16 protein-coding genes are annotated in these 19,009 nt (G+C 71.4%); 8 read left to right on the forward strand and 8 right to left on the reverse strand.

All coding sequences use genetic code 11. The features are described 5' to 3' along the window. Nucleotides 1-191 precede the first annotated feature (191 nt). Nucleotides 192-1,097 (forward strand): restriction endonuclease, encoded by a 906-nt coding sequence (locus ACH4S7_RS30735; RefSeq protein ID WP_398524612.1) that lies wholly within the window; start codon nt 192-194, stop codon nt 1,095-1,097. Nucleotides 1,098-1,256: 159 nt separating this feature from the next. Then, nucleotides 1,257-1,478 carry a hypothetical protein gene (locus ACH4S7_RS30740; RefSeq protein WP_398524613.1) on the forward strand — a complete coding sequence of 74 codons (222 nt, stop codon included), beginning with the start codon at nt 1,257-1,259 and terminating at the stop codon, nt 1,476-1,478. 419 nt (nt 1,479-1,897) lie between these two features. On the opposite strand, the gene ACH4S7_RS30745 is transcribed toward ACH4S7_RS30740, so the two are convergent. Then, nucleotides 1,898-2,080, reverse strand: coding sequence for a hypothetical protein (locus ACH4S7_RS30745; RefSeq protein WP_398524614.1), 183 nt, complete (start codon nt 2,078-2,080; stop codon nt 1,898-1,900). 392 nt (nt 2,081-2,472) lie between these two features. Here ACH4S7_RS30745 and ACH4S7_RS30750 point away from each other — a divergent pair, with 392 nt between their 5' ends. Together ACH4S7_RS30750 and ACH4S7_RS30755 are read left to right on the forward strand one after the other, a co-directional pair. Next, on the forward strand, nt 2,473-2,877 hold the full coding sequence (locus ACH4S7_RS30750; protein ID WP_398524615.1) for a BlaI/MecI/CopY family transcriptional regulator: 405 nt from the start codon (nt 2,473-2,475) through the stop codon (nt 2,875-2,877). Between the two features lie 4 nt (nt 2,878-2,881). Next, nucleotides 2,882-3,811 carry a M56 family metallopeptidase gene (locus ACH4S7_RS30755; RefSeq protein ID WP_398524616.1) on the forward strand — a complete coding sequence of 310 codons (930 nt, stop codon included), beginning with the start codon at nt 2,882-2,884 and terminating at the stop codon, nt 3,809-3,811. A gap of 73 nt (nt 3,812-3,884) precedes the next feature. Here the strand turns inward: ACH4S7_RS30755 and ACH4S7_RS30760 are convergent, their stop codons facing one another. Together ACH4S7_RS30760 and ACH4S7_RS30765 are read right to left on the reverse strand one after the other, a co-directional pair. After that, nucleotides 3,885-4,835 carry a sporulation protein gene (locus ACH4S7_RS30760; RefSeq protein WP_398524617.1) on the reverse strand — a complete coding sequence of 317 codons (951 nt, stop codon included), beginning with the start codon at nt 4,833-4,835 and terminating at the stop codon, nt 3,885-3,887. Nucleotides 4,836-4,958: 123 nt separating this feature from the next. After that, entirely contained in the window at nt 4,959-5,180 is a 222-nt protein-coding gene (locus ACH4S7_RS30765; RefSeq protein ID WP_398524618.1) for a hypothetical protein, read from the reverse strand. Between the two features lie 614 nt (nt 5,181-5,794). On the opposite strand from ACH4S7_RS30765, the gene ACH4S7_RS30770 reads away from it, so the two are divergent. Beyond that, nucleotides 5,795-7,654, forward strand: a complete 1,860-nt coding sequence (locus tag ACH4S7_RS30770) for an NAD-binding protein (RefSeq protein ID WP_398524728.1) — start codon at nt 5,795-5,797, stop codon at nt 7,652-7,654. A gap of 14 nt (nt 7,655-7,668) precedes the next feature. On the opposite strand, the gene ACH4S7_RS30775 is transcribed toward ACH4S7_RS30770, so the two are convergent. Continuing rightward, nucleotides 7,669-9,495, reverse strand: a complete 1,827-nt coding sequence (locus ACH4S7_RS30775) for a serine/threonine-protein kinase (protein WP_398524729.1) — start codon at nt 9,493-9,495, stop codon at nt 7,669-7,671. A gap of 622 nt (nt 9,496-10,117) precedes the next feature. Here ACH4S7_RS30775 and ACH4S7_RS30780 point away from each other — a divergent pair. Beyond that, nucleotides 10,118-11,635 carry an alpha/beta hydrolase gene (locus ACH4S7_RS30780; protein WP_398524730.1) on the forward strand — a complete coding sequence of 506 codons (1,518 nt, stop codon included), beginning with the start codon at nt 10,118-10,120 and terminating at the stop codon, nt 11,633-11,635. A gap of 46 nt (nt 11,636-11,681) precedes the next feature. Here ACH4S7_RS30780 and ACH4S7_RS30785 read toward each other — a convergent pair whose 3' ends face one another. Genes ACH4S7_RS30785 through ACH4S7_RS30795 form a run of 3 tightly spaced genes read right to left on the reverse strand, consistent with a single transcriptional unit; the run spans nt 11,682 to nt 15,452 of the window. Beyond that, nucleotides 11,682-11,861: a hypothetical protein gene (locus tag ACH4S7_RS30785; RefSeq protein ID WP_398524619.1), complete on the reverse strand. Its 180-nt coding sequence runs from the start codon at nt 11,859-11,861 to the stop codon at nt 11,682-11,684. Next, nucleotides 11,851-14,670 carry an NACHT domain-containing protein gene (locus tag ACH4S7_RS30790; protein ID WP_398524620.1) on the reverse strand — a complete coding sequence of 940 codons (2,820 nt, stop codon included), beginning with the start codon at nt 14,668-14,670 and terminating at the stop codon, nt 11,851-11,853. Before ACH4S7_RS30790 ends, ACH4S7_RS30785 begins: the two co-directional genes overlap by 11 nt. A 53-nt stretch (nt 14,671-14,723) precedes the next feature. Then, on the reverse strand, nt 14,724-15,452 hold the full coding sequence (locus ACH4S7_RS30795) for a tyrosine-protein phosphatase (RefSeq protein ID WP_398524621.1): 729 nt from the start codon (nt 15,450-15,452) through the stop codon (nt 14,724-14,726). Nucleotides 15,453-15,836: 384 nt separating this feature from the next. Here ACH4S7_RS30795 and ACH4S7_RS30800 point away from each other — a divergent pair, with 384 nt between their 5' ends. Beyond that, nucleotides 15,837-16,256, forward strand: coding sequence for a hypothetical protein (locus ACH4S7_RS30800; RefSeq protein ID WP_398524622.1), 420 nt, complete (start codon nt 15,837-15,839; stop codon nt 16,254-16,256). 299 nt (nt 16,257-16,555) lie between these two features. Here ACH4S7_RS30800 and ACH4S7_RS30805 read toward each other — a convergent pair whose 3' ends face one another. After that, the gene (locus ACH4S7_RS30805; protein WP_398524623.1) at nt 16,556-17,956 is read right to left on the reverse strand and encodes an NAD(P)/FAD-dependent oxidoreductase; all 1,401 of its coding nucleotides are present in this window, start codon (nt 17,954-17,956) and stop codon (nt 16,556-16,558) included. A gap of 156 nt (nt 17,957-18,112) precedes the next feature. On the opposite strand from ACH4S7_RS30805, the gene ACH4S7_RS30810 reads away from it, so the two are divergent. Next, nucleotides 18,113-18,997 (forward strand): aminoglycoside phosphotransferase family protein, encoded by an 885-nt coding sequence (locus tag ACH4S7_RS30810; RefSeq protein WP_398524624.1) that lies wholly within the window; start codon nt 18,113-18,115, stop codon nt 18,995-18,997. Nucleotides 18,998-19,009 lie beyond the last annotated feature (12 nt).

Consider the following 19,009-nt stretch of genomic DNA (forward strand, 5'->3'; position numbering starts at 1 on the left):
AGGGGCTTGGCTTTGCGGGCACATGGGGCTCTTGTCTCGATACGCGAGGGGTCAGGAGCGGCAATGTGTCGCCCACATGTGGAGGCGGAATTGAATTGCACGCCTTCTGATTGTGGTGACGTCGGCCCCGCGTGGTGCTGATGGGGTAGAGTTTTAGGGTCGATTATAGACCTAAAATGTGGAGCGACCGAGTGGATGAGTGGGCCTTGGGGGAGGGGCAGCGATTCAAGCGCGTCGACGTGCACAAGATCTACGGCGGGCGCCGGCAAGGGGGCATCGGACCGTCGCGCGTCTCAGCCAACGTCCTCCTATTCACCGATCCCGCGAAGGGGCGGCAGCACGGGTACTTCGACGGTTGGGGTGCCGATGGTTGCTACCACTACGCCGGCGAGGGGCAGCGCGGCGACCAGCGGATGACGCAGGGAAACCTTTCCCTCCTCAACCATCGCCAGGACGGCCGCGCGCTTCGTCTGTTTCAGGGCGTCTCATCTGGCGAGGTCGAGTACCTCGGCGAGTTCGTCCTGCCCGACGACAACCCCTGGTATCGAACCGATGCCCCCGACACCGACGGCGAGCTTCGTAGCGTGATCATGTTCCGGCTGGAACCCGTGGACGCCGCCCTACATAAGGGTGCGCGCCTGCCGCACACGCCAGAGACGGCGCGCAGCGTCACCGAGGTCGACGTCGAGCAGCAGCACACCGAACGCGCCCTTGTTGACCCATCGCGGGAACCGTATGAGGCGGAGCGGCGCGAGGCGTCGCTCGTCCGTGCCTATATCGAGTATCTGCGTGGCGAGGGGCACGAGATTGTCCGGCACAAGATCCTGCCGGCCGGTGTCCTGAAGGCGCTGTTCACGGATATCTACGACGCAACCGACGGGATCCTCATCGAGGCGAAGGGGACTGTTCACCGCGACGCGATCCGTCAGGCGGTGGGGCAGCTTTTTGACTACCGCCGCCACATCGTCCCGCAGCCGCGGGCGCTTGCTCTCCTCGTGCCGTCCAAGCCCGAGGCTGACCTACTTGATCTCTGCGCATCCGTGGATATCAAGGCCATCTGGCCGGAAGGGGATGGATACGCACAGACAGGTGCTTAACCGGAGAATGCGGGCTCCACTCGTGCTGACCCAGCGTTGACGCACTCTGCTGCGAGGTCTCCTCGCCCGAACGTATAAGTGCAGGCCACCCGCGTTGTTCTCAGGCGCCGCGGGTGGCCCATGCTCTCGCCCTTACGCAGAACAGGAGCAAAGTCCAGTATGGCCGAGCCGAACCCCGTCGAGCCCCCTCCGAGTGACGATGAGGAGCATCAGCCCCCGAAGGGGGCGGCACGCTCTGAGGTCGTCCGCGCTGTCATGTACGGCGGTGCACTGTCCGCCGGCGTCTTCCTCGTGCTCTCCGGGAAGGCCACCGCCGTCGAGGCGTCCGGATATGTCTCGCCGTTCCTCGTGATCTTCGAAGGGACGAGCCGGGGCGTCTGAAGCATGGTGTTGGGGGCGTCCCGCTCTACGCGGGGCGCCCCCAACGCTGTCTGGGTGCTGCTCGGGCCCCGCGCGTCGGGGAACCCGCCGCCGCAACCGGAAGCACCTCCGACTCGCGATCGTGAACAGGTAGCGGTGCAAGCAGGCTTGCCGCTCAAAGGGGCCCTGTCCGGTGTCGTCGCACGGCGGAACGCTGGTGTGGGCCTGTGATCGGCTCGGTGGAGAGCCACTGGCCGGGCTGTCCTCACGGCTCCGCGAGCCCTATTGAGTGCATGGCGTGCGCGGCGAGGCTCCGCTGTATGACGAGCGGAGCCTCCCGTGCGAGGTGCTTGTGTACGCCCGAAAGCGCCCACGATCCAGGGGTTAGTTAGTTCATTCGTTGTTGTTGTTACCTCAGTGGGTGGGGTGTCGCCCCTGGCCTAGATGAGGCCGGCTTGTCGTGCTGCGAGGAGCGCGCCGACCAGGGTGATCAGGATGATCGTGATGAAGGCCCCCATGCCCATCAGGACCATGAGGCGCAGCGTGCCGTCGCCGCTTTGAAGCGCCTCGCGAACCAGTCGAATCCGCACGGTACGAGCCGTGCGGCCCTTTCTGCTTGTCATGGGCCGGTCTTGCGTAAGTTCGAAGGGACTCCGTTTGCGCAGGTCAAGCACTATTTTCTGCGTGCCCAATGCGTGCCCATCGCGTGCCCGGACTGCTGTGAACCGGACGTCATGGGTTGGCATGGGAAAGTGCCGACGCAGGGCGTTGACCTGCGGAAACTGTCATGCGGCGGCACTTCTTGAACCTATCCGACAGATCCCCTCTGGCCCTTGTAATGCGTAGGTCGTCGGTTCGAATCCGACAGGGGGCTCTGGAAGAAGGCCAGGTCAGACTCTGCTGACCTGGCTTTTCTCATGTTCGGACGGTCGTGGGGTGGGGCAGGCGATTACGGTCGCGGGCGGCGCCGGGTCAGTACGATGGGATGTCCCGCGGCAGGCAGGAGCTGGCAGGCATGACGGACCAGGGCAGAGGTGACGCCGACCGGTCTCCGCGGAGGCATGGTCAGGGGGAACTGGAGGTCAAGGTGCTCACCGTGCTCGGTGGGGCGCCGGGGCCGGTGAATGCCGCCTGGGTGCAGGAGCGGCTCGGTGGCGGGCTCGCGTACACGACCGTGATCACCATTCTGACCCGGCTGCACGCCAAGGGCGCGGTCGCCCGGGAGCGGGTGGGCCGGTCCTTCGACTGGACGCCGGTCGCCGATGAGGCGGGGCTCGCCGCGCTGCGGATGCGGAAGGTCCTGGACGGGGAGTCGGACCGGCAGGCGGTGCTGGCGAGCTTTGTGACCGCGCTGCCCCCGGGGGACGAACAACTGCTCCGGGACCTGCTGGCCCAGATGCCCGGCGAAGGGGACGAGTGAGCGTATGGGCGTCTTCGTCTTCCTGCCGCTGGTGCTGCCCCTGACGGCCTGGCCCGTCGCTCGGCTCGCGGAGCAGCGTCTCCATCCGCGGGCCGCCACCTGGCTGCTGACGGCGGTCGCGGGCGTGCTGGCGGTGTGCAGCACGCTCTGTCTCGGTCTGTTGGTGGTGGTGGGCACCGCGCAACTGCCGGGCAATCCGCTGCCGGACGGCTGGTCCGATCCCGAGGTGCGTGCGGCGGTGCCGTACGACGAGTTCGCGGGCAAGGCCGCCATCATCGCCCTGATCGCGGTGCTGGTCGCCGGTGTACGGACGGTGTGGCGGCACCGCCGGGTGCGCCGGCGGGCCGGGCGGGCGCTGGCGGGGCTGCCGCCGCGGACGGTGGCGGTGCTCCCGGACGAGACCCCCTACGCCTACGCGCTGCCCGGCCGGCCCGGCCGGGTCGTGGTCACGACGGGGATGCTGGCCGGGCTCGACGCCGGCGAGCGGCGCGCGCTGTTCGCCCATGAGCGCGCGCATCTGACCGCCCGGCACCACCGGTTCCTGCTGGTCGTGCAACTCGCCGCGCGGGCCAACCCGTTCCTGCGGCCCCTGCGTACGGCCGTGATCTACACCGCCGAGCGGTGGGCCGACGAGGACGCGGCGGTGAAGGTCGGCAGTCGGCGCAGTGTCGCGCGGGCGATCGGTCGGGCCGCGCTGGTCTCGCGTGGCGCGCCGGTCGTGACCCTCGCGGGCTTCGCCGCCGCGGGGCCGGTGCCCCGGCGGGTCGCCGCCCTGCTCGGGCCCGCGCCCGTGCCGCGCGTCTGGCCGCCCATCTCCACCACGGTGGGGCTGGCCGCGTGGGGGGCCGCGGTGGGGGCCACGGTCTCGGCGCTGTCCTCGGCGAATTCGGCCGTCAGCCTGTACTTCATCCTGAAGGCGGCGACACCCCTGTGAACTGATGGGGGAGTCGCCGCCGTGGCCGGTCCGGCACCTGATGGTGGACGGCTCGATAGGAGTTGGGGCCGCCTCAGCCCTCTTCGTCGTCCTCGAAGGAGTCGCCCACCTCGTCGATGACCTCGGCCGCGACCATCCCCGCGGCCACACCGACCGCCAGGCCCACCGCGCCCGCCGCGACGGCGGTGCCCACGCCGGGGGTGGCGTGGTGGGCGTGGGCGTGCGGGGCCGAGTGGGCGGCGGAGTGCGGGGTGGAGTGGTCGGAGAGCAACTGGCGGAGCCAGCCGTCGACCTCGGTGGTCCAGTCGGGGTGCGGCGGGTCGTACCGCACGGCGAACCGGGCGATCACGTCATGGCCGTCCGACATGAACCCGCCGCGCTTGTCGGCCTCCAGGACCACCTCCATCCCGTCGGCGCCCGCGAGGAACGTCACCTCGATCTCCCGCACCGGACGCGCGTACCGGGACGGCGGTACGAGTTCGATCTCCTGGTGGAAGGGGAGCCGCTGGCCGGTGCCGTGGATGCGGCCGTACTCCAGGTCGGCCGATGTGAAGACGCATCCGATCTGCCCGAGGGCTTCGAGTACCGCCTCCTGGGCGGGCAGGGGGCGGACCGCCAGCGGGTCCAGGTCCCCCTTGTCCTTCGCGCCGGCGACCGCCAGTTCCGTGCGGACGCCGAGGACGACCCCGAGGGGCTGGCCGTACAGCTCGGTGAAGGGCGTCTCCCACGGCAGTGTCACATCGAAGGGCACCTCGTGCCGCTCGCCTGCGGTGAGGCGGAACCCGCCGCCGATCACCAAGCGTTCGAAGGTGACCGTGCCTTCGGACTCGCCGTCGTCGTGCTCGGCCTCCACACGGGCCACGAGCTCCAGGGTGATCTGCTCGATCGCGGCGTCGGTCTTGCCGCCCGTCAGCCGGACCCGTCCGGTGAGGCTGCCGCCCGGCAGGGCCGCGCCGGCGTCGAGGATCGTGTCCACGGTGGGTCCGCCCACACCGAGCGAACCGAGCAGCCGTTTGAACACCATGGTGGCGTCCCTTCTTTCTGTGCGTGGTGGTGAGGTGGTGCGGGGCCGGGCGCTCTCCCGGGGGGAGTGGAGAGCGTCCGACCCCGCGGTCATGGGTGCGGGCCTTGTCCGCCCGGAAAGGGCCTACTTGGTCGGGACGTTCAGCGCGGCCAGTGCCTGTGCCCAGCGCACGTACTTCAGGTCGGCCAGATCGGCGACCGTCTTGACGCCGAACGCCTGTTGGAGGAGTTCACCGTCCCGGTCCGATACGCCTTTCAGGGCGGCGACGGGTGCGGAGAGGATCTCGGGCAGGCCCTTGTCGGCCCATGCCTTGTCCAGCACCTTGTCCAGATCGATCGAAGCCACGACAGCACTCCTGTCAGGGGTTGTTGATGGATGGTGGAGCGTTCGCGCGACGCGAGGTGTCCGAACGGGCCGGTGCCTCCCGGCGGCCGCGCGGGCAGCGCGGAGCGCCGGGTTGCGACCCGTTGTTTCTACACTCGTGTAGAAGCATAGGGGTGTGGTGGACGGCTGTGGCGTCTCCCGGGAGAGTCGGCGGGAAAGTCCGAAAAACGTCCCATGGGTGGGGGCGGTAAGGCGCGTCGGACGGCCCGGGTGGGGCGCGTCGGGTGTCGTCGTACGGCGTGGTCACGGGCGATTCCGTACGGTGCGGCGGATGGTGTCGTACGGGCGGACGGGCGGTGGTGCCGTACGGATCGATGGCTGGATCGGCACCTCTGGCGTCCACCTGGTCGGGTCGAGGCACCTCTGGCGTCAGCCCGGTCGGGTCGACGGCACATCCGGCGTCAACCCGGTCGGTCGGCCGACCGGTGGCCCCCGTTGGACGGGCGCCTCCGGGCGCGACGGCCACGTACAGCTCCGGAGCGGGCGCTCCGGGACGCGTACGCGGCGGTGCACGGCATCCTGTGCGGGTGGATTCCCTACCTCGCCCGAGCCAACAACCCTCCGTCGCCGGTCAGATGGTCGTCAGTGGGGACGACTCGCTCGCGTTCCGGCTGGCGGCGGAGTTGCACGGCCTCTACCGCCAGCGCGTCACCCTCCTCGTGCCCGACGCGAGTCCGGCCCCCGGTGACGGCACCGGCGCCACCCGGGTGCTGGAGTTTGAGGCACCCGACTCCGCCGCGCTGCGGGCGGCCGGGGTCGAGCGGGCCGACGCTCTCGCGCTCGTACACGAGGACGACGAGACCAATGTCCGGGCCGCGCTGGCGGCGCGCAGGCTCAATCCCCGGCTGCGGCTGGTGATCCGGCTCTATAACCGCAAACTCGGCCAGTACCTGGCGGACCTCCTCGACCAGGCCGCGGCGGTCGCCGGGACCGGCCCCGACGCCGTGGACTCCGCGACCATCGTGCTGTCGGACGCCGACACCGTGGCGCCCGCCCTGGTGGCGACCGCCGTCGGCGGCACCAGCAAGGTCATCCAGGCGGACGGACTGCTGCTGCGGGCCGCCGAACGCCCCCCGTCCGGCCGGGGCGAGGCCGTCGACCCGGGGCTGTGCACCCTGGCCCTGCTCTCCTCCACGACCAGCGACCCGGCCGGTACGGACGGCACCGACGCCAGTGGTGTCCAGGGGCCCCGACTGCTGCCGGACGATCAGGAGGTCGCCGCATCGGCCGGGCGGGGCAGCATCGTCCTGGAGACGGTCTCCCACGGCGGGCCCGTCGCACCGGTCCGCCGCATCGGCGCCACGACCCTCCCACTCGGGGAACTCTTCTCCCGTCGGGTGCGCTGGTCGCTGGCGGGCTTCGCCATCGCCGTGGGGGCGCTCGCCGTCGCCTCCTGGGCCACCCTCGACGCCCACCCCCTGCACGCCGCCTACATCACGCTGCTCGACCTGTTCTCGATCAACGAACCCGCCGTGGGCGAGCCGACCGACCGCCAGTTGCTCCAGCTCCTGGCCGGTCTCGCCGGCATGTTGCTGCTGCCGGTCATGGTCGCGGCGGTGCTGGAGGCGCTGGGGTCCTTCCGTTCCGCCACCACCCTGCGCAAACCGCCGAGGGGTCTGTCCGGGCACGTCGTCCTGCTCGGTCTGGGCAGGGTCGGCACCCGGGTCCTGGCCCGGCTGCGCGAACTCGACATCCCCGTCGTCTGTGTGGAGGAGGACCCCGAGGCCCGGGGCGTCGCCCTCGCCCGTGGCCTGCGCGTGCCCGTCGTCATCGGCGATGTCACCCAGGAGGGCGTGCTGGAGGCGGCCAGGACCCACCGGGCCCAGGTACTCCTCGCGCTCACCAGCTCCGACACCACCAACCTGGAGGCCGCGCTCTACGCCCGTACCCTCTCCCTGCGGTTGCGGGTGGCGCTGCGGCTGTACGACGACGAATTCGCCACCGCCGTCTATCGCACCCTACGCGCCGCCCACCCCGACGCCCTGACCCGGAGCCGCAGTGTCACCTCGCTCGCGGCGCCCGCCTTCGCCGGGGCGATGATGGGGCGGCGGATACTCGGGGCGATACCGGTGGAGCGCCGGGTGCTGGTCTTCGCCGTCCTGGACGTCGCCGGGCTGCCCCAGCTCGAAGGCAGGACCGTCCGCGAGGCCACCCGGCCGGGGTGCTGGCGCGTGCTCGCCCTCGACACCACGGATCCCGGTGACCGCCGTCCGGACCTGGCCGCCCACCGACCCGACGACGGTACGGACCACACGCCCGGGCTGCACTTCGACCCGCACCCCGGCTATGTGCTGCACCACGACGACCGGGTGGTGCTGGCCACGACCCGGCAGGGGCTGGCGGAGCTGCTCAGCAGTCAGGCCGTACAGGCAGCGGCGCCTGTCGCGCCGGCCACACCGGCCGCGCCGAACGGAGCGGCCGGCGGGGTCGGGTAGCCGGGGCTGGCCGGTCAGTTGGCGCGTGGGTACTTGGCGACCACCTTGCCGTCGGCGTTCGCCTTGAGGTATCCGCTGCCGTATTCGTCCGAGACATAGACGCTGATATCGGGCCCGGTGTTGAAGATCGTCGAACCGGGGTTCGCGATCAGATAGCGGCTGGTGGGCTTCGCCACCCCGAGTTCGCTGTCCGCCTTGCGCAGCAGGGTCGGCAGGGCGTCCCAGTTGAACTCGTTCAGGTCCACGGGCTTGCTGCCCGGGAAGGTCGTACCGCCCGCGCCGTCGCGCACGGCCACGTCTCCGTCCCGGTAGCTGAACCGGTCGTAGCGCCGGGTGCTGCCTTTGACGGGCGCGTCGGCGGTGATGAACTCCGGGTACACGACGAATCGGGTGACCATGGTGCCGCCCATGACCGGCTTCAGTTTGGCGATGGCGCCCCGGATGGCCGCCGGCGTCAGCAGATCGTCCTTGTCCGGGGCGTCCTTCTCGGGGGTCTTCCCGTCCTGCGACGGTGTGTTGGGTGTGTCGGGTGTGTTGGGCGTGGTCGCAGTGCCGGGGCCGCCGGGTGTGCCGGTCGTCCCGGGCTGGCGTCCGGCCGGGACGGCGGGGTGTGACGCGGAGGCGGAGGCCGAGGCGCCGTCCTTGGTGTCGGGGGTGTCGGGCCGCAGCTCCCACGCCATGACGCCGACGGGCACCGCGACGGCCAGCATCACCACGGCCACCGTCCCGTACGTCCGCCACGCCCGGCGCCGGCCACTCGATGCGGTGGTGCCGGCCGGGGTGCCGACGGTGGTGCCGCCGCTTCCGCTGCCGGTCGTGGTCCCGGCAGGGGGGACGGTCGGGGCACCGGTCGGAGTGTGCGGGGGAGGAGTGTGCGAGGGAGGAGCGTACGGCGGCGGGGTGGGCGATGGCGGGGTGGGTGACGGCGGAGCGTGCGGCGGTGGGGTGGGCGGCGCGAGGTGGAAGGAGGTGGGCTCCGGTACGGGGGGCGTGCGCCCGTCCGGTACGGCGTCACGCGGTGCCGCACGGCCGGGCCCGGTGACCGGGTCCGATCCCGCGGCCACCGCCGCGAGCTGTCCGTCGAGCGTCTCGGCGTCCGGCCGCGCCGCCGGGTCCCGTACCAGCAGTGCGGTCAGTACGGGGGCGAGCGGACCGGCGTGCCGGGGCGGTGGCACATCGTCGTCGAGTACGGCCGCCAGCGTCGCGAGCGTGCTGCCCCGGCGCAGCGGGTGGCGGCCCTCCACCGCCACGTACAGCATCAGGCCGAGGGACCAGAGGTCGGCGGCGGGACCGCTGTCCACCGCGCGGATGCGTTCCGGCGCCATGTAGTCGGGTGAGCCGATGACGGAGCCCGTGGCCGTGAGGCTGGTGGACTCGCGGATCGCGGCGATTCCGAAGTCCGTGAGCACCGGGCGGCCGTCGGGGCGGAGCAGGACGTTGGCGGGCTTCACATCGCGGTGCTCGATCCCGCCCGCGTGGGCGGCGCGCAGCGCGGAGAGCACGTCGCGGCCGAGCTTGGCCGCCTCGACGGGCGTCATCGTGCCCTGGTCCAGGCGGCTCTGGAGCGAACCTCCGGCCACCAGCTCCATGACGATCCACGGATAGGTGTCGTCGCCGCCGTCGACGATGTGGTGGACGGTCACCACATGGGGGTGGTCGATCCGGGCGAGCGCCCGCGCCTCGCGGAGCACCCGGGCGCGCAGCACGCGGGCGCCCCCCGGGTCCTGCTCGGCGTGTGCGGGGTCCGGCGGGCGGACCTCCTTCAGCGCCACCTCACGGTGGAGGGCGAGGTCGCGGGCCCGCCACACCGTGCCCATTCCGCCACCGCCGAGCCGCTCCATCAGCTCGAAGCGGCCGTCGATCACTCTTCTCACGGAATCCCCAGCGCTCAGGCCCGCGGGCCGATGACGGAGTCGCAGTTCTCGGCGAGAGCTGCTTCCCGGCGGGAGCCGGGCGGGCCGGACGACCCACGGTGCGGCGCGCACGCGGCGGCCCCCCCGGCGGGCCCGGTGTCGGTCGGTCCGTTCCAGGCCGAACTCTAACTCCGCTGTATGACAGTCGGCTTGGGTCGATCGTGCGGTGCTGGTCACGCGCATGGTGGTCACGCGCGCATGTTGGCCACCCACGCGCTGGTCAGGCCCACGCCGGTCACCTCGGCGCCGGTCACGCCCACGCACGGCCCACCTCCACGCCGGTTGCCCCGCCGCTGGCCCCCCCGGCGCTGGTCACCCACGCACTGGTCACGCTCGCCGACGGGATTCGGCCAGGGGCCGTAAAAGGACTGCTACCGGAGGCTGACCGGTGCGAGCCGGTGTCAGACCGAGGTTCGACAAAGCGCGACCCATTGGATGATTCGCCTGATCCATGCGCCGGGACAAGGTCAACTTGGCATCGACACCAAACGGAAGGACTTACTCCGTGCAGGTAAGACGACGAGTGGCGCCCCTGGTCGCGGTGAGCGTCATGGTGACACTCGCTCCCGCGCTCGCCGCCGCCCCGGCGGCCGCCGCCCCCGGCCCCGCCCCGGCCGCTCCCACCGCTGGCGCCACCTCCCCGGAGCCCTCCTCCGGGCAGCGGCGAGTGGTGTGGGAGAGCTGCGGCAACGGCCTGCCGGCCGCCGTCCGGTGCGCCACGGTCGCGGTGCCGCTGGACCACCGGCGCCCAGGCGGCAAGGAGATCGAGATCGCGATCTCCCGGATCGGGGCCGCCGACCCCGCCAAACGCCGTGGTGTGCTGCTCTTCAACCCCGGTGGTCCCGGGGGCAGCGGGCTCGGATTCCCGTACGCCCTGCGGAAACAACTGCCGGCGTCGGTGAAGGACCGGTACGACCTCATCGGCTTCGACCCCCGGGGCATCGGCCGCAGCGCCCCCGTCTCGTGCGGGCTGACCGCCGACGAGAAGCAGGTGGAACGCCCGTACAAGAAGGCGACGTTCGGCCGGGACACCGCCCTGAACCGGTCCTTCGCGGCGAAGTGCCGGAAGAAGCACGGGCCCGGACTGCGGCAGATCACCACCCGCAACACCGCACGGGACATGGACGCGATCCGGGCGGCCCTGGGCGAGAAGAAGATCAACTACTTGGGCTACTCGTACGGCACCTACCTCGGCGCCGTCTACAGCCAGCTCTTTCCGGCCCGCGTCGACCGGATGGTCCTCGACAGCGCCGTGGACCCCAAGCGCGCCTGGCGCGCCGACTTCCAACTGTGGGCCCCGGAGGCGGAGAAGGCGTTCAAACGGTGGGCGGGGTGGACCGCCGAGCGCTCGGCCACCTACGGCCTCGGCGCCACCCCGGCCGCCGTCTCGGCGACCTTCTGGAAGATCGTCGCGCGGGCCGACCGCGAGCCCGTCGTCGTCGGAAAGACACCGCTCGACGGCGATCGGATCCGGAGCCTGTCCCGCCGGATGTTCTTCACCGCCGCCACGGCGGCCGACTGGGTCGTCCTCCTTAAGGAGGCGGCGGCCGGGCGGCCGACCCCCGAACTCCCCGAACCCGGCGAGTGGGACGACAACGGGGCCTCCGCCCTCTGGGCCGTCACCTGCGGTGACGCCAACTGGCCGCGCGACCCCGAGACGTACCGCAAGGACGCGATCCGGGACAAGAAGCGCTACCCGCTGTTCGGTGACTTCGCCTCGAACATCTCGCCCTGCGCGTTCTGGGACAGCGCCGTCGAACCGCCCACCAGGGTGAACAACACCGTGGGCGCCCTGATCGTCCAGAACGAGTGGGACTCCCAGACCCCGCTCCCCGACGCGCGCGGGCTGCGCCAGGACATGAAGGGGTCGCGGATGGTGCTCGTGGACGAGGGGGAGGGGCACGGTGTCTACGTCAACGACATGAGCGAGTGCGCGGACCGGGTCACCACCGGTTATCTGGTCACCGGCAGGCTTCCGGCCAGGGATCTGACGTGTGCGCCGACCCCGGCCCGGGAGCGCGCGGGGACGGCGGAACGCCCGGCACCGCTGCCGTTGCCCATCCGCTGAGAGCGGGGCCGGTTGACGGTTGTCAGCCCCTCGGCCAGCCCCCCGGTCAGCCCTCCGGGTCGGTGGAGCGGCCAGGGGCGCGGTCGGGGTCGCGGTCGGGGTCGGTGTTCCGGTCCCGGCCGCGCGGGGCCCGTGGGTCCTGGCGGCCGAGCGTGACATCACCCCGGACGACCCCCGTCTGGATCACACCGCCCGCCCGCGCCTGTCCCGAGACGTCATTGCGCACCGTCCGCCCCACGGTGTTGCCCGGTGGCTGCCAGCGTGCGCCCGCGAAACGCTCCAGACCGGCCGCCAGGTCCGACGGGACCGTGGCGCCCGTGCCGAGGACCATGACGAGGAACCAGCCGTCGGCGCACCGGAAGAACCGCGCGAGCGGCGGTGCGCCGGGCACTGGACGGAGCTGGAGCGCGTACACCTTGGTGTCCGACTTCCGGCGCACGAGCTTCCGCAGACCGATGGCCTGGACATCGGACCACGCCATCCGCCCACGTCGCCGACCCATCGCGAACTCGATGTGCTCCGGGGTCATCACCACCTGCCACAGTTGGGGCGGACGCAGCCAGAACACCAACATGATCAGCAGCCCGAGGCAGATCCACGCGGCCATCTGGAACAGCGCCACGCCCCAATTGCCCATCGTGGTGGTGCGGATGACATGCATCGTCATGAAGAGCAGGATCAGCGGCCAGTGGCCGAGGGGGAACCGGCGCTCCCTGCCCTCGGCCCGGAACACGCGCGCGTCCGAGTGGACCGTCCAGCCCTTGCGCTCGGAGAGCGGCATCCGCTCGGATTCGTCGAGCAGGTCCCGGAATGTGGGCGCGGGAGCCGCCGGGGCCGTGGGCGGTGCGGGGGGGCGGCTGGCCATGCCGTACGAGGGGTTCCCGGAGCGGTCCGGCCGGGGCGACGACCGGGGCCGCGGATGCGATCCGGTCCGCCAGGTGTTCCTGGAGCCGCAGATGGCGGAACCGGTAGACACCGCCGCTGCGTTGCAGCAGACCGCCGCGGTGCGCGTCGCGCAGGAACTCCATCAGCGACCAGGGCACCCGCCCCACGGTCGCCAGCCACCCCTTCGCCAGCAGCCACCTGCTCCACTGGCTCATCAGCAGCAGCATCACCGAGGCGCCGAACCAGCCGGCGACCGCCTTCGCCCACCCCATGTCGTCACCTCCCTCCTGGAGCCAGCCGTGCGCGCCCTGGCCCAGGCCGATCAGCACGGCGACCGTGGCCAGCGACAACAGGGCCGCCGTGCGCTCGCCGCGCAGCACCTCGTCCGGGGTGCTCGCGTCCTCGGTGTCGGACGGGGCGGCGATCGCCACCATGAGCAGGGGGGCGAGCACCGTGCTACAGAGCAGCATCACCAGATAGGGGCGTGGGTCGGCGACGCTCAGGGTGATGGCGCCGAAGATCGCCGTCGGGACGACGATCACGGCAGCCGCCTTGGCCGCCCGGCGCACCGAGGCGCCCCGGCCCGCCGAGCGCAGTGCCGCGCCGATCTTGAAGGGATTGGCGCGCCGTCTCGGCATTCCGCGCCGGAAGCCGAACCAGTTCTCCACGGCGAGCCAGACCACCATCCCGAAGAGCATCCCGCCCGTCAGGGCGCTCTGGAGCGTGAGTGATGTGAGGGATGGCCAGCCGCCGAAGGGCTGCCCGGCCGCCCGCTCGGCGGCGAACCAGTCGCTGGCGGCCCCGTAGATGCCGGACAGCGCCACACAGACCAGCAGCAGGGTCGGCAGGGCCAGGGTCCGTACCAGCGTCGCCCGGTGCAGATCCCACCAGGACAGCTCGGTGGTGCGCAGGTTGGTGAGATGACGGGCGAGATACCGGAGCCAGTGCCGGGCCCGGTCCGCACTCCACTGACCGGGCGCGTGCAGCCGGTCCGGTGCGTGCGGCTGCTCGGTGAAGACGGCGGGGAGGATCAGGTCGAGCAGATGGCGTTCGACCGAATCCCGGGTGGGCGACGGCAGCCGCAGCAGCTCCAACGGATCGCTCGGCGGGGTGCGGAGCCCGCGCCGGGCCAGCCAGATCATCAGCGGACTCGACAGTGCCAGCGCGACCGGCCCGTCCGGCTCCCGGTCCGCGGCGTCGAGCAGGAGCTTCCACTCCCTGCGGAGCTGTGGCACGGCCGATGCGAGCAGATAGGCGGTGGCGTCGGCCAGTCCGACCGGCTGGGCCTCGATCACCGCGGCCCGCGCGACGGCCGCGCCCGCGGCCTCGCCCGCACGGTACTCCCGGGTGCGCGAGGCGAGGACGACGGCGTCGTGCCTGCCGAGGTCCCGGTCGATGCCCTGGACGACCAGCGGGCGGCGGTGTTCGGGTAGTTCGTCCAGCCCGTCGAGTACGGGGACGACGCGCCGCTCCTGGATCAGCCGGGCGGCGGGGTGGCTGCCGTCGATCCGGGGGAGGCCGGGGTGCTCCTCGGCGATCCGGCGGGCCAGCCAGGTGTGAAAGTGCTCCTGTCGCGGGTCCCAGGACTCCAGGGTGAGGACGACCGGGACGGGACGGGCCATGTCGTCGGCGTCGGGCGGGGTCCGGTGGGGCGGCAGAGAGCGGTCGGCCAACTCCAGGGCGAGCAGGACGGCGAAGGTGGATTTACCCGCACCGGGGCCGCCGAGCACGACGAGCCGGCGGTGGCCGAGGCCGAGGAAGGCATCGGCCACCGTCGCGATCCGGTCGTCGGGTGAGCCGGGTGAGCCGGGTGAGTCGGGTGGATCGGATGGGTTGGGTGAGTCGGGTGAGCCCGGTGGGTCGGGCGGGTTGGGTGAGCCCGGTGGATCGGGCGGATCGTGGGAGCCGGGCGGGTCCGGCCAGCTCGCCAGCCAGCGCACCGGCAGCGGCTCGGCCGTGGCCAGGTCCCAGGCGTTCAACTCCGCTGTCCACTGTGCCCGGACACTGCGCGCCAGCGCCTGCGCCGCGCGCTCCACCGGGTCCGCATCGGGCGGCAGATACACATGGACATTGCCGTGAACGTGTCCGACCTGGAGCACGTACTCCGCCGTGCCCCGCATGACGTTCTGGACGCCCAAGTCGTCGGCCATAAAGGCATTGTGGGCCAGGAGGCCGGCGACCTTACCCCGGCTCCACGAAGTCTCTACGGAGCCAGCAACTGCCTGCGCACTTCCCCGATCAGCGTGTCGTCGACCCCGAGCACATCGGCCGCGTATCCGCGAACGGAGCCGTGCGCGGCGGTCAGGTCCGCCAGGAACAGCCGCATGATCTCGGCCGGTGCCCGTCCGAATCCGGGCCAGCCCGGGGTGCGGCCCGGATGGGCGTCCCGCCAGTCGGCGATGAGCCGGTCGGTGGCCAGCTCCGTCAGGGCGAAATCCTCGGTGATCTGATCCTCGTCCACCCCCAGCAGGGCGAGTACGAGGGCGGCCAGCAGCCCGGTCCGGTCCTTACCCGACGCGCAGTGGAACACCAGCGGACCGCTGTCGCCGGCGATGACGTCGAGCGCCTGGCGCAGTTCCCCGGCGCCGTCGGCGGCGACCTCCGCGTAGCGGTCCGCGAGAGAGCGCCAGGGGTCGACACCGGGGTCGATCGTGGCCTGGTCATAGGGCCGGTGTTCGACGCTGAGATTGTGGTAGATGAGGCCCTCACTCTCGGGCACGCGGCCTTTCTGCGCTATCTCCCGGGGATAGCGGAGATCGATCACCGTGCGGATCCCGAGTTCCCGGAAGCGGGTCAGATCGTCGCCTTCGAGTTTCGCCAGTGAGTCGGAACGGTACAGATGTCCCCAGCGCACGGTGCGGTCGTCGGCGGTGCGGTAGCCGCCCAGATCACGGAAATTGTGCAGTTTTGTGAACGCGATGTGTCGACTCATGGGGATCACCCTATGAACACCCCGGTGTTCGCCGCCTTCGATGGCCGGGAACATGCCTCTTTTCCCTCCCTCCCGCCCGAAGGGTGTTAGGGCGCTCTCAACTCCCGGTGCCGGATAGCTAGATGATCATCGGAGTCGTTCATCTTCGCTGGTCAGATGGGCCATTAGTGGCGAATCGCGATATGTCGGGAAGTCAATTCGGCGCGTGGCGAGCGACGTTGGGGGCGGAACGTCACACCGGCCCGTGCCCGCCTTCCCGGGGATGTCCGTACGGCGTCGACGGCGGTTGGCGACATCGTCCGTTTGGGCGGTCCTTGCTTACATTCACCGGTTCGGCCGCGCGTCGTGCACACCATGATCGGCCGGAGAGGGTACGGCTGAACTGTGTACCAGGACTACGACATTCAGCTAACCATCGCGATGGGCAATCATTTTGGCCCGCTCTCCGACTGGCCCGAGAGCGCCTCATATGTCTATCCGTATTTCACCATCATCGCCCGTTCGTTGGAACGGGAGGAAGCCGCGCACTTCTTCCGGCTGGCCCGTGACGCGTACTGGACGGAGCGGCGCGCGGAGGGATTCGCGGCGTTCGAGTTCGACGCCTATCTCTCCGCCACCCTTCCCGGCGTGTGGTACCAGGACCGGGTGCTGTCCTACACGTCGGCGCTGGAGGCCATGAAGGTCATCCGGCGCATCGTGCGGAAGGACACCACCGCCGACTTCGAGCGGTACATCGACTGCGCCGTCGAGGCGTGCGCGCGGGGGTCCCGGCGACAGCGGAGGGAACTGGCGTCGGCCTCATGACGGCCTGCTGCGGTGGTTGAGGCCGTGGTGGCGTCGGTGCCCCTGCCCCTGTCCCTGCCGGTGTCGGTGTCGGGGTCGGACGGCGGGTGGCGGGTGGCGGCCCTGTCGGTGTCGGTGTCGGACGGCGGCACGGGTGCCCATCCAGTGGCGGACGGGCACCCGTGCCGAACGCGCAGGTCCCAGGAGGCACCCGTGCCGAACGCGGCAGTTGGCAGCGGGCAATGGTGCCGAACGCGGCAGTTCGCGATGAGCACCCGTGCCGAACGCGGCAGTTCGCGGTCGCCGGCCGGGTGCCCGCGTCAGTGGCGGCCGGCGATCCGGTCCGCGAGCCTCGCGACCGGGTCCGTCTCCGCCGTGCGCGCCCGCGACTCTCGGTGGTCCGCGCCCCGGTAGGCCGCGTACATCCCCCGTACTCCCAGCCAGCGCAGCGGCTCCGGCTCCCACTTGCGGACCCGGTGGTTCACCCACGGCAGGGTGGTGAGTTCGGTGTCGCCCGTCGTCTGGCCCGAGTCCCGCTGGATCAGATCGCGCAGGGTCCTGGCGGCGAGGTTCGCGGTGGCCACGCCGGAGCCGACGTAGCCACCGGCCCAGCCGAGCCCGGTGGCCCGGTCCAGGGTCACCGTGGCGCACCAGTCGCGCGGCACCCCGAGCACACCCGACCAGGCGTGGTCGATCCGTACGCCCGCCGTGGTCGGGAAGAGACGCACCAGCATCTCGCGGAGCGCCCGGACCGTGGCGGGTGCGGTGCTGCCGTCGTGGTCGGTGCGGGAGCCGTAGCGGTACGGGACGCCCCGGCCGCCGAGCGCGATCCGGCCGTCGGCCGTGCGCTGTGCGTAGACGTAGGCGTGCGCCAGGTCGCCGAGGGTCTCCCGGCCGTGCCAGCCGATGGTGTCCCAGACGGCGTCGGGCAGCGGCTCGGTCGCGATCATGGAGGAGTTCATGGGGAGCCAGGTGCGCCGCTGGCCCTTGAGGGTCGCGGTGAAGCCTTCGGTGCAGCGCAGGATGTAGGGCGCGCGGACGGTCCCGTACGGGGTGACCGCGTGTTTGGGCCTGATCTCGGTCACGGGCGATGACTCGTGGATGGTGACGCCCAGTGCCTCGACGGCCGCCGCCAGCCCCTTGACGAGTTTGACCGGGTGCAGTCGGGCGCCGTGCGGGCTCCAACTGGAGGCGACGGCCCCGTTGACCCGTACGCGTTCGGCGGTCTCGCGGGCGCCGCGCAGCACCCGGTCCTTCTCGCCGTAGGTGATCTCGATGTCGTGGAAGGTGCGGAGGCGGGCCGCCTGGGCGGGGGTACGGGCGATTTCGAGGACGCCGCCCTGGTGGACATCGGCTTCGATGCGTTCTGCCGCCGCGATCCGGATGACCTCGTCGACCGTGTCGTTCATGGCCCGCTGGAGCCGGACGGCGGCGTCGTGGCCGTGGAGCCTGGCGTACCGGTCGCGGCCCGCGATGCCGTTGTAGAGCCAGCCGCCGTTGCGCCCGGAGGCGCCGTAGCCGCAGAACGCCGCTTCCAGGACGGTGATGTTGAGGAAGGGCGCGGTCTTCTTGAGGTAGTACGCCGTCCACAGCCCGGTGTAGCCGCCGCCCACGATGCAGACGTCCGCGGTGCTGTCGCCGGGCAGGGGTTCGCGGGGTGCGGCGAGTCCGTCCCGTGCGTACCAGAACGATATGCCGCCGCTGACGGTGTCCGTGTTCATGGTTTCCCTGCTCTTTGGCGTTCGTCGGCGCTGGTCGGGGAGCGGTCGGGGGCGCCGCGTGCGCCCGACTGTACGCACCCGGCCGGGGGCCGTGCCCCCCGCCGGACGGGCCGAAAATCGTGCGAGGGCTGGACACCCTGTCCCTACGATCGGCACATGATCGAAGTTCCGGAAGAACTGGTGAGGCTCCAGAACACGTACGGGGGCGAATCGGGGCGCGCCTTTCTCGCCGCCCTGCCCGAGCGGGCGGCGGAGTTCCTGGAGCGCTGGGAGCTGCGGCACACGGGTGGGGTGATGCACGGGTTCACGGCGCTCGTCCTGCCCGTCGAGCGCCCCGACGGCACCACCGCCGTACTGAAGCTCCAGGCACTGGACGAGGAGAGCGCGGGCGAGGCGGACGCGCTGCGCATCTGGGCCGGGGACGGCGCCGTGCGGCTGCTGGCGCACGACCGGGAGACCAACACCCTCCTCCTGGAGAAGTTGGACACCGGCCGTCATCTCTCCACCGTTTCGGACACCCGGGCCGCCGTACGGATCATCGCGGAGCTGCTGGCCCGGCTGACGGCCCCGGCCGCGCCGGACGGGATGCGCCGTCTCGGCGATCTCACCGCCGCGATGCTGGCCGAGGCGCCCGGCGCGGCCGGGAGGCTCGCCGACGAGAGCGATCGACGGCTGCTGCTGGACTGCGCGGCGGCCGTACGGGAGGTCGCGGACGAGCCGGGGGACCGGCTGCTCCACTGGGACCTGCACTACGACAACGTCCTCGGCTCCGAGCGGGAACCCTGGCTCGCCATCGACCCCAAACCGCTCGCCGGGGACCCCGGCTTCGAGCTGCTGCCGGCCCTCCTCAACCGCTTTGACCCGGCCGATACGGAGTGGCGGTTCGACCTGATGACGGAGACGCTGGGTCTCGACCGGGCGCGGGCACGGGCCTGGACGCTGGGGCGGGCCCTCCAGAACTTCCTGTGGGACGTGTCGGACGGTGAGCCCGCGCTCGACGCGGAACAGGTGTCCATCGCCCGGACACTCCTGGCGCGGTGATCCGGTCCACGG

This window comes from Streptomyces sp. NPDC020965 (assembly GCF_044333555.1).
GTDB lineage: Bacteria > Actinomycetota > Actinomycetes > Streptomycetales > Streptomycetaceae > Streptomyces.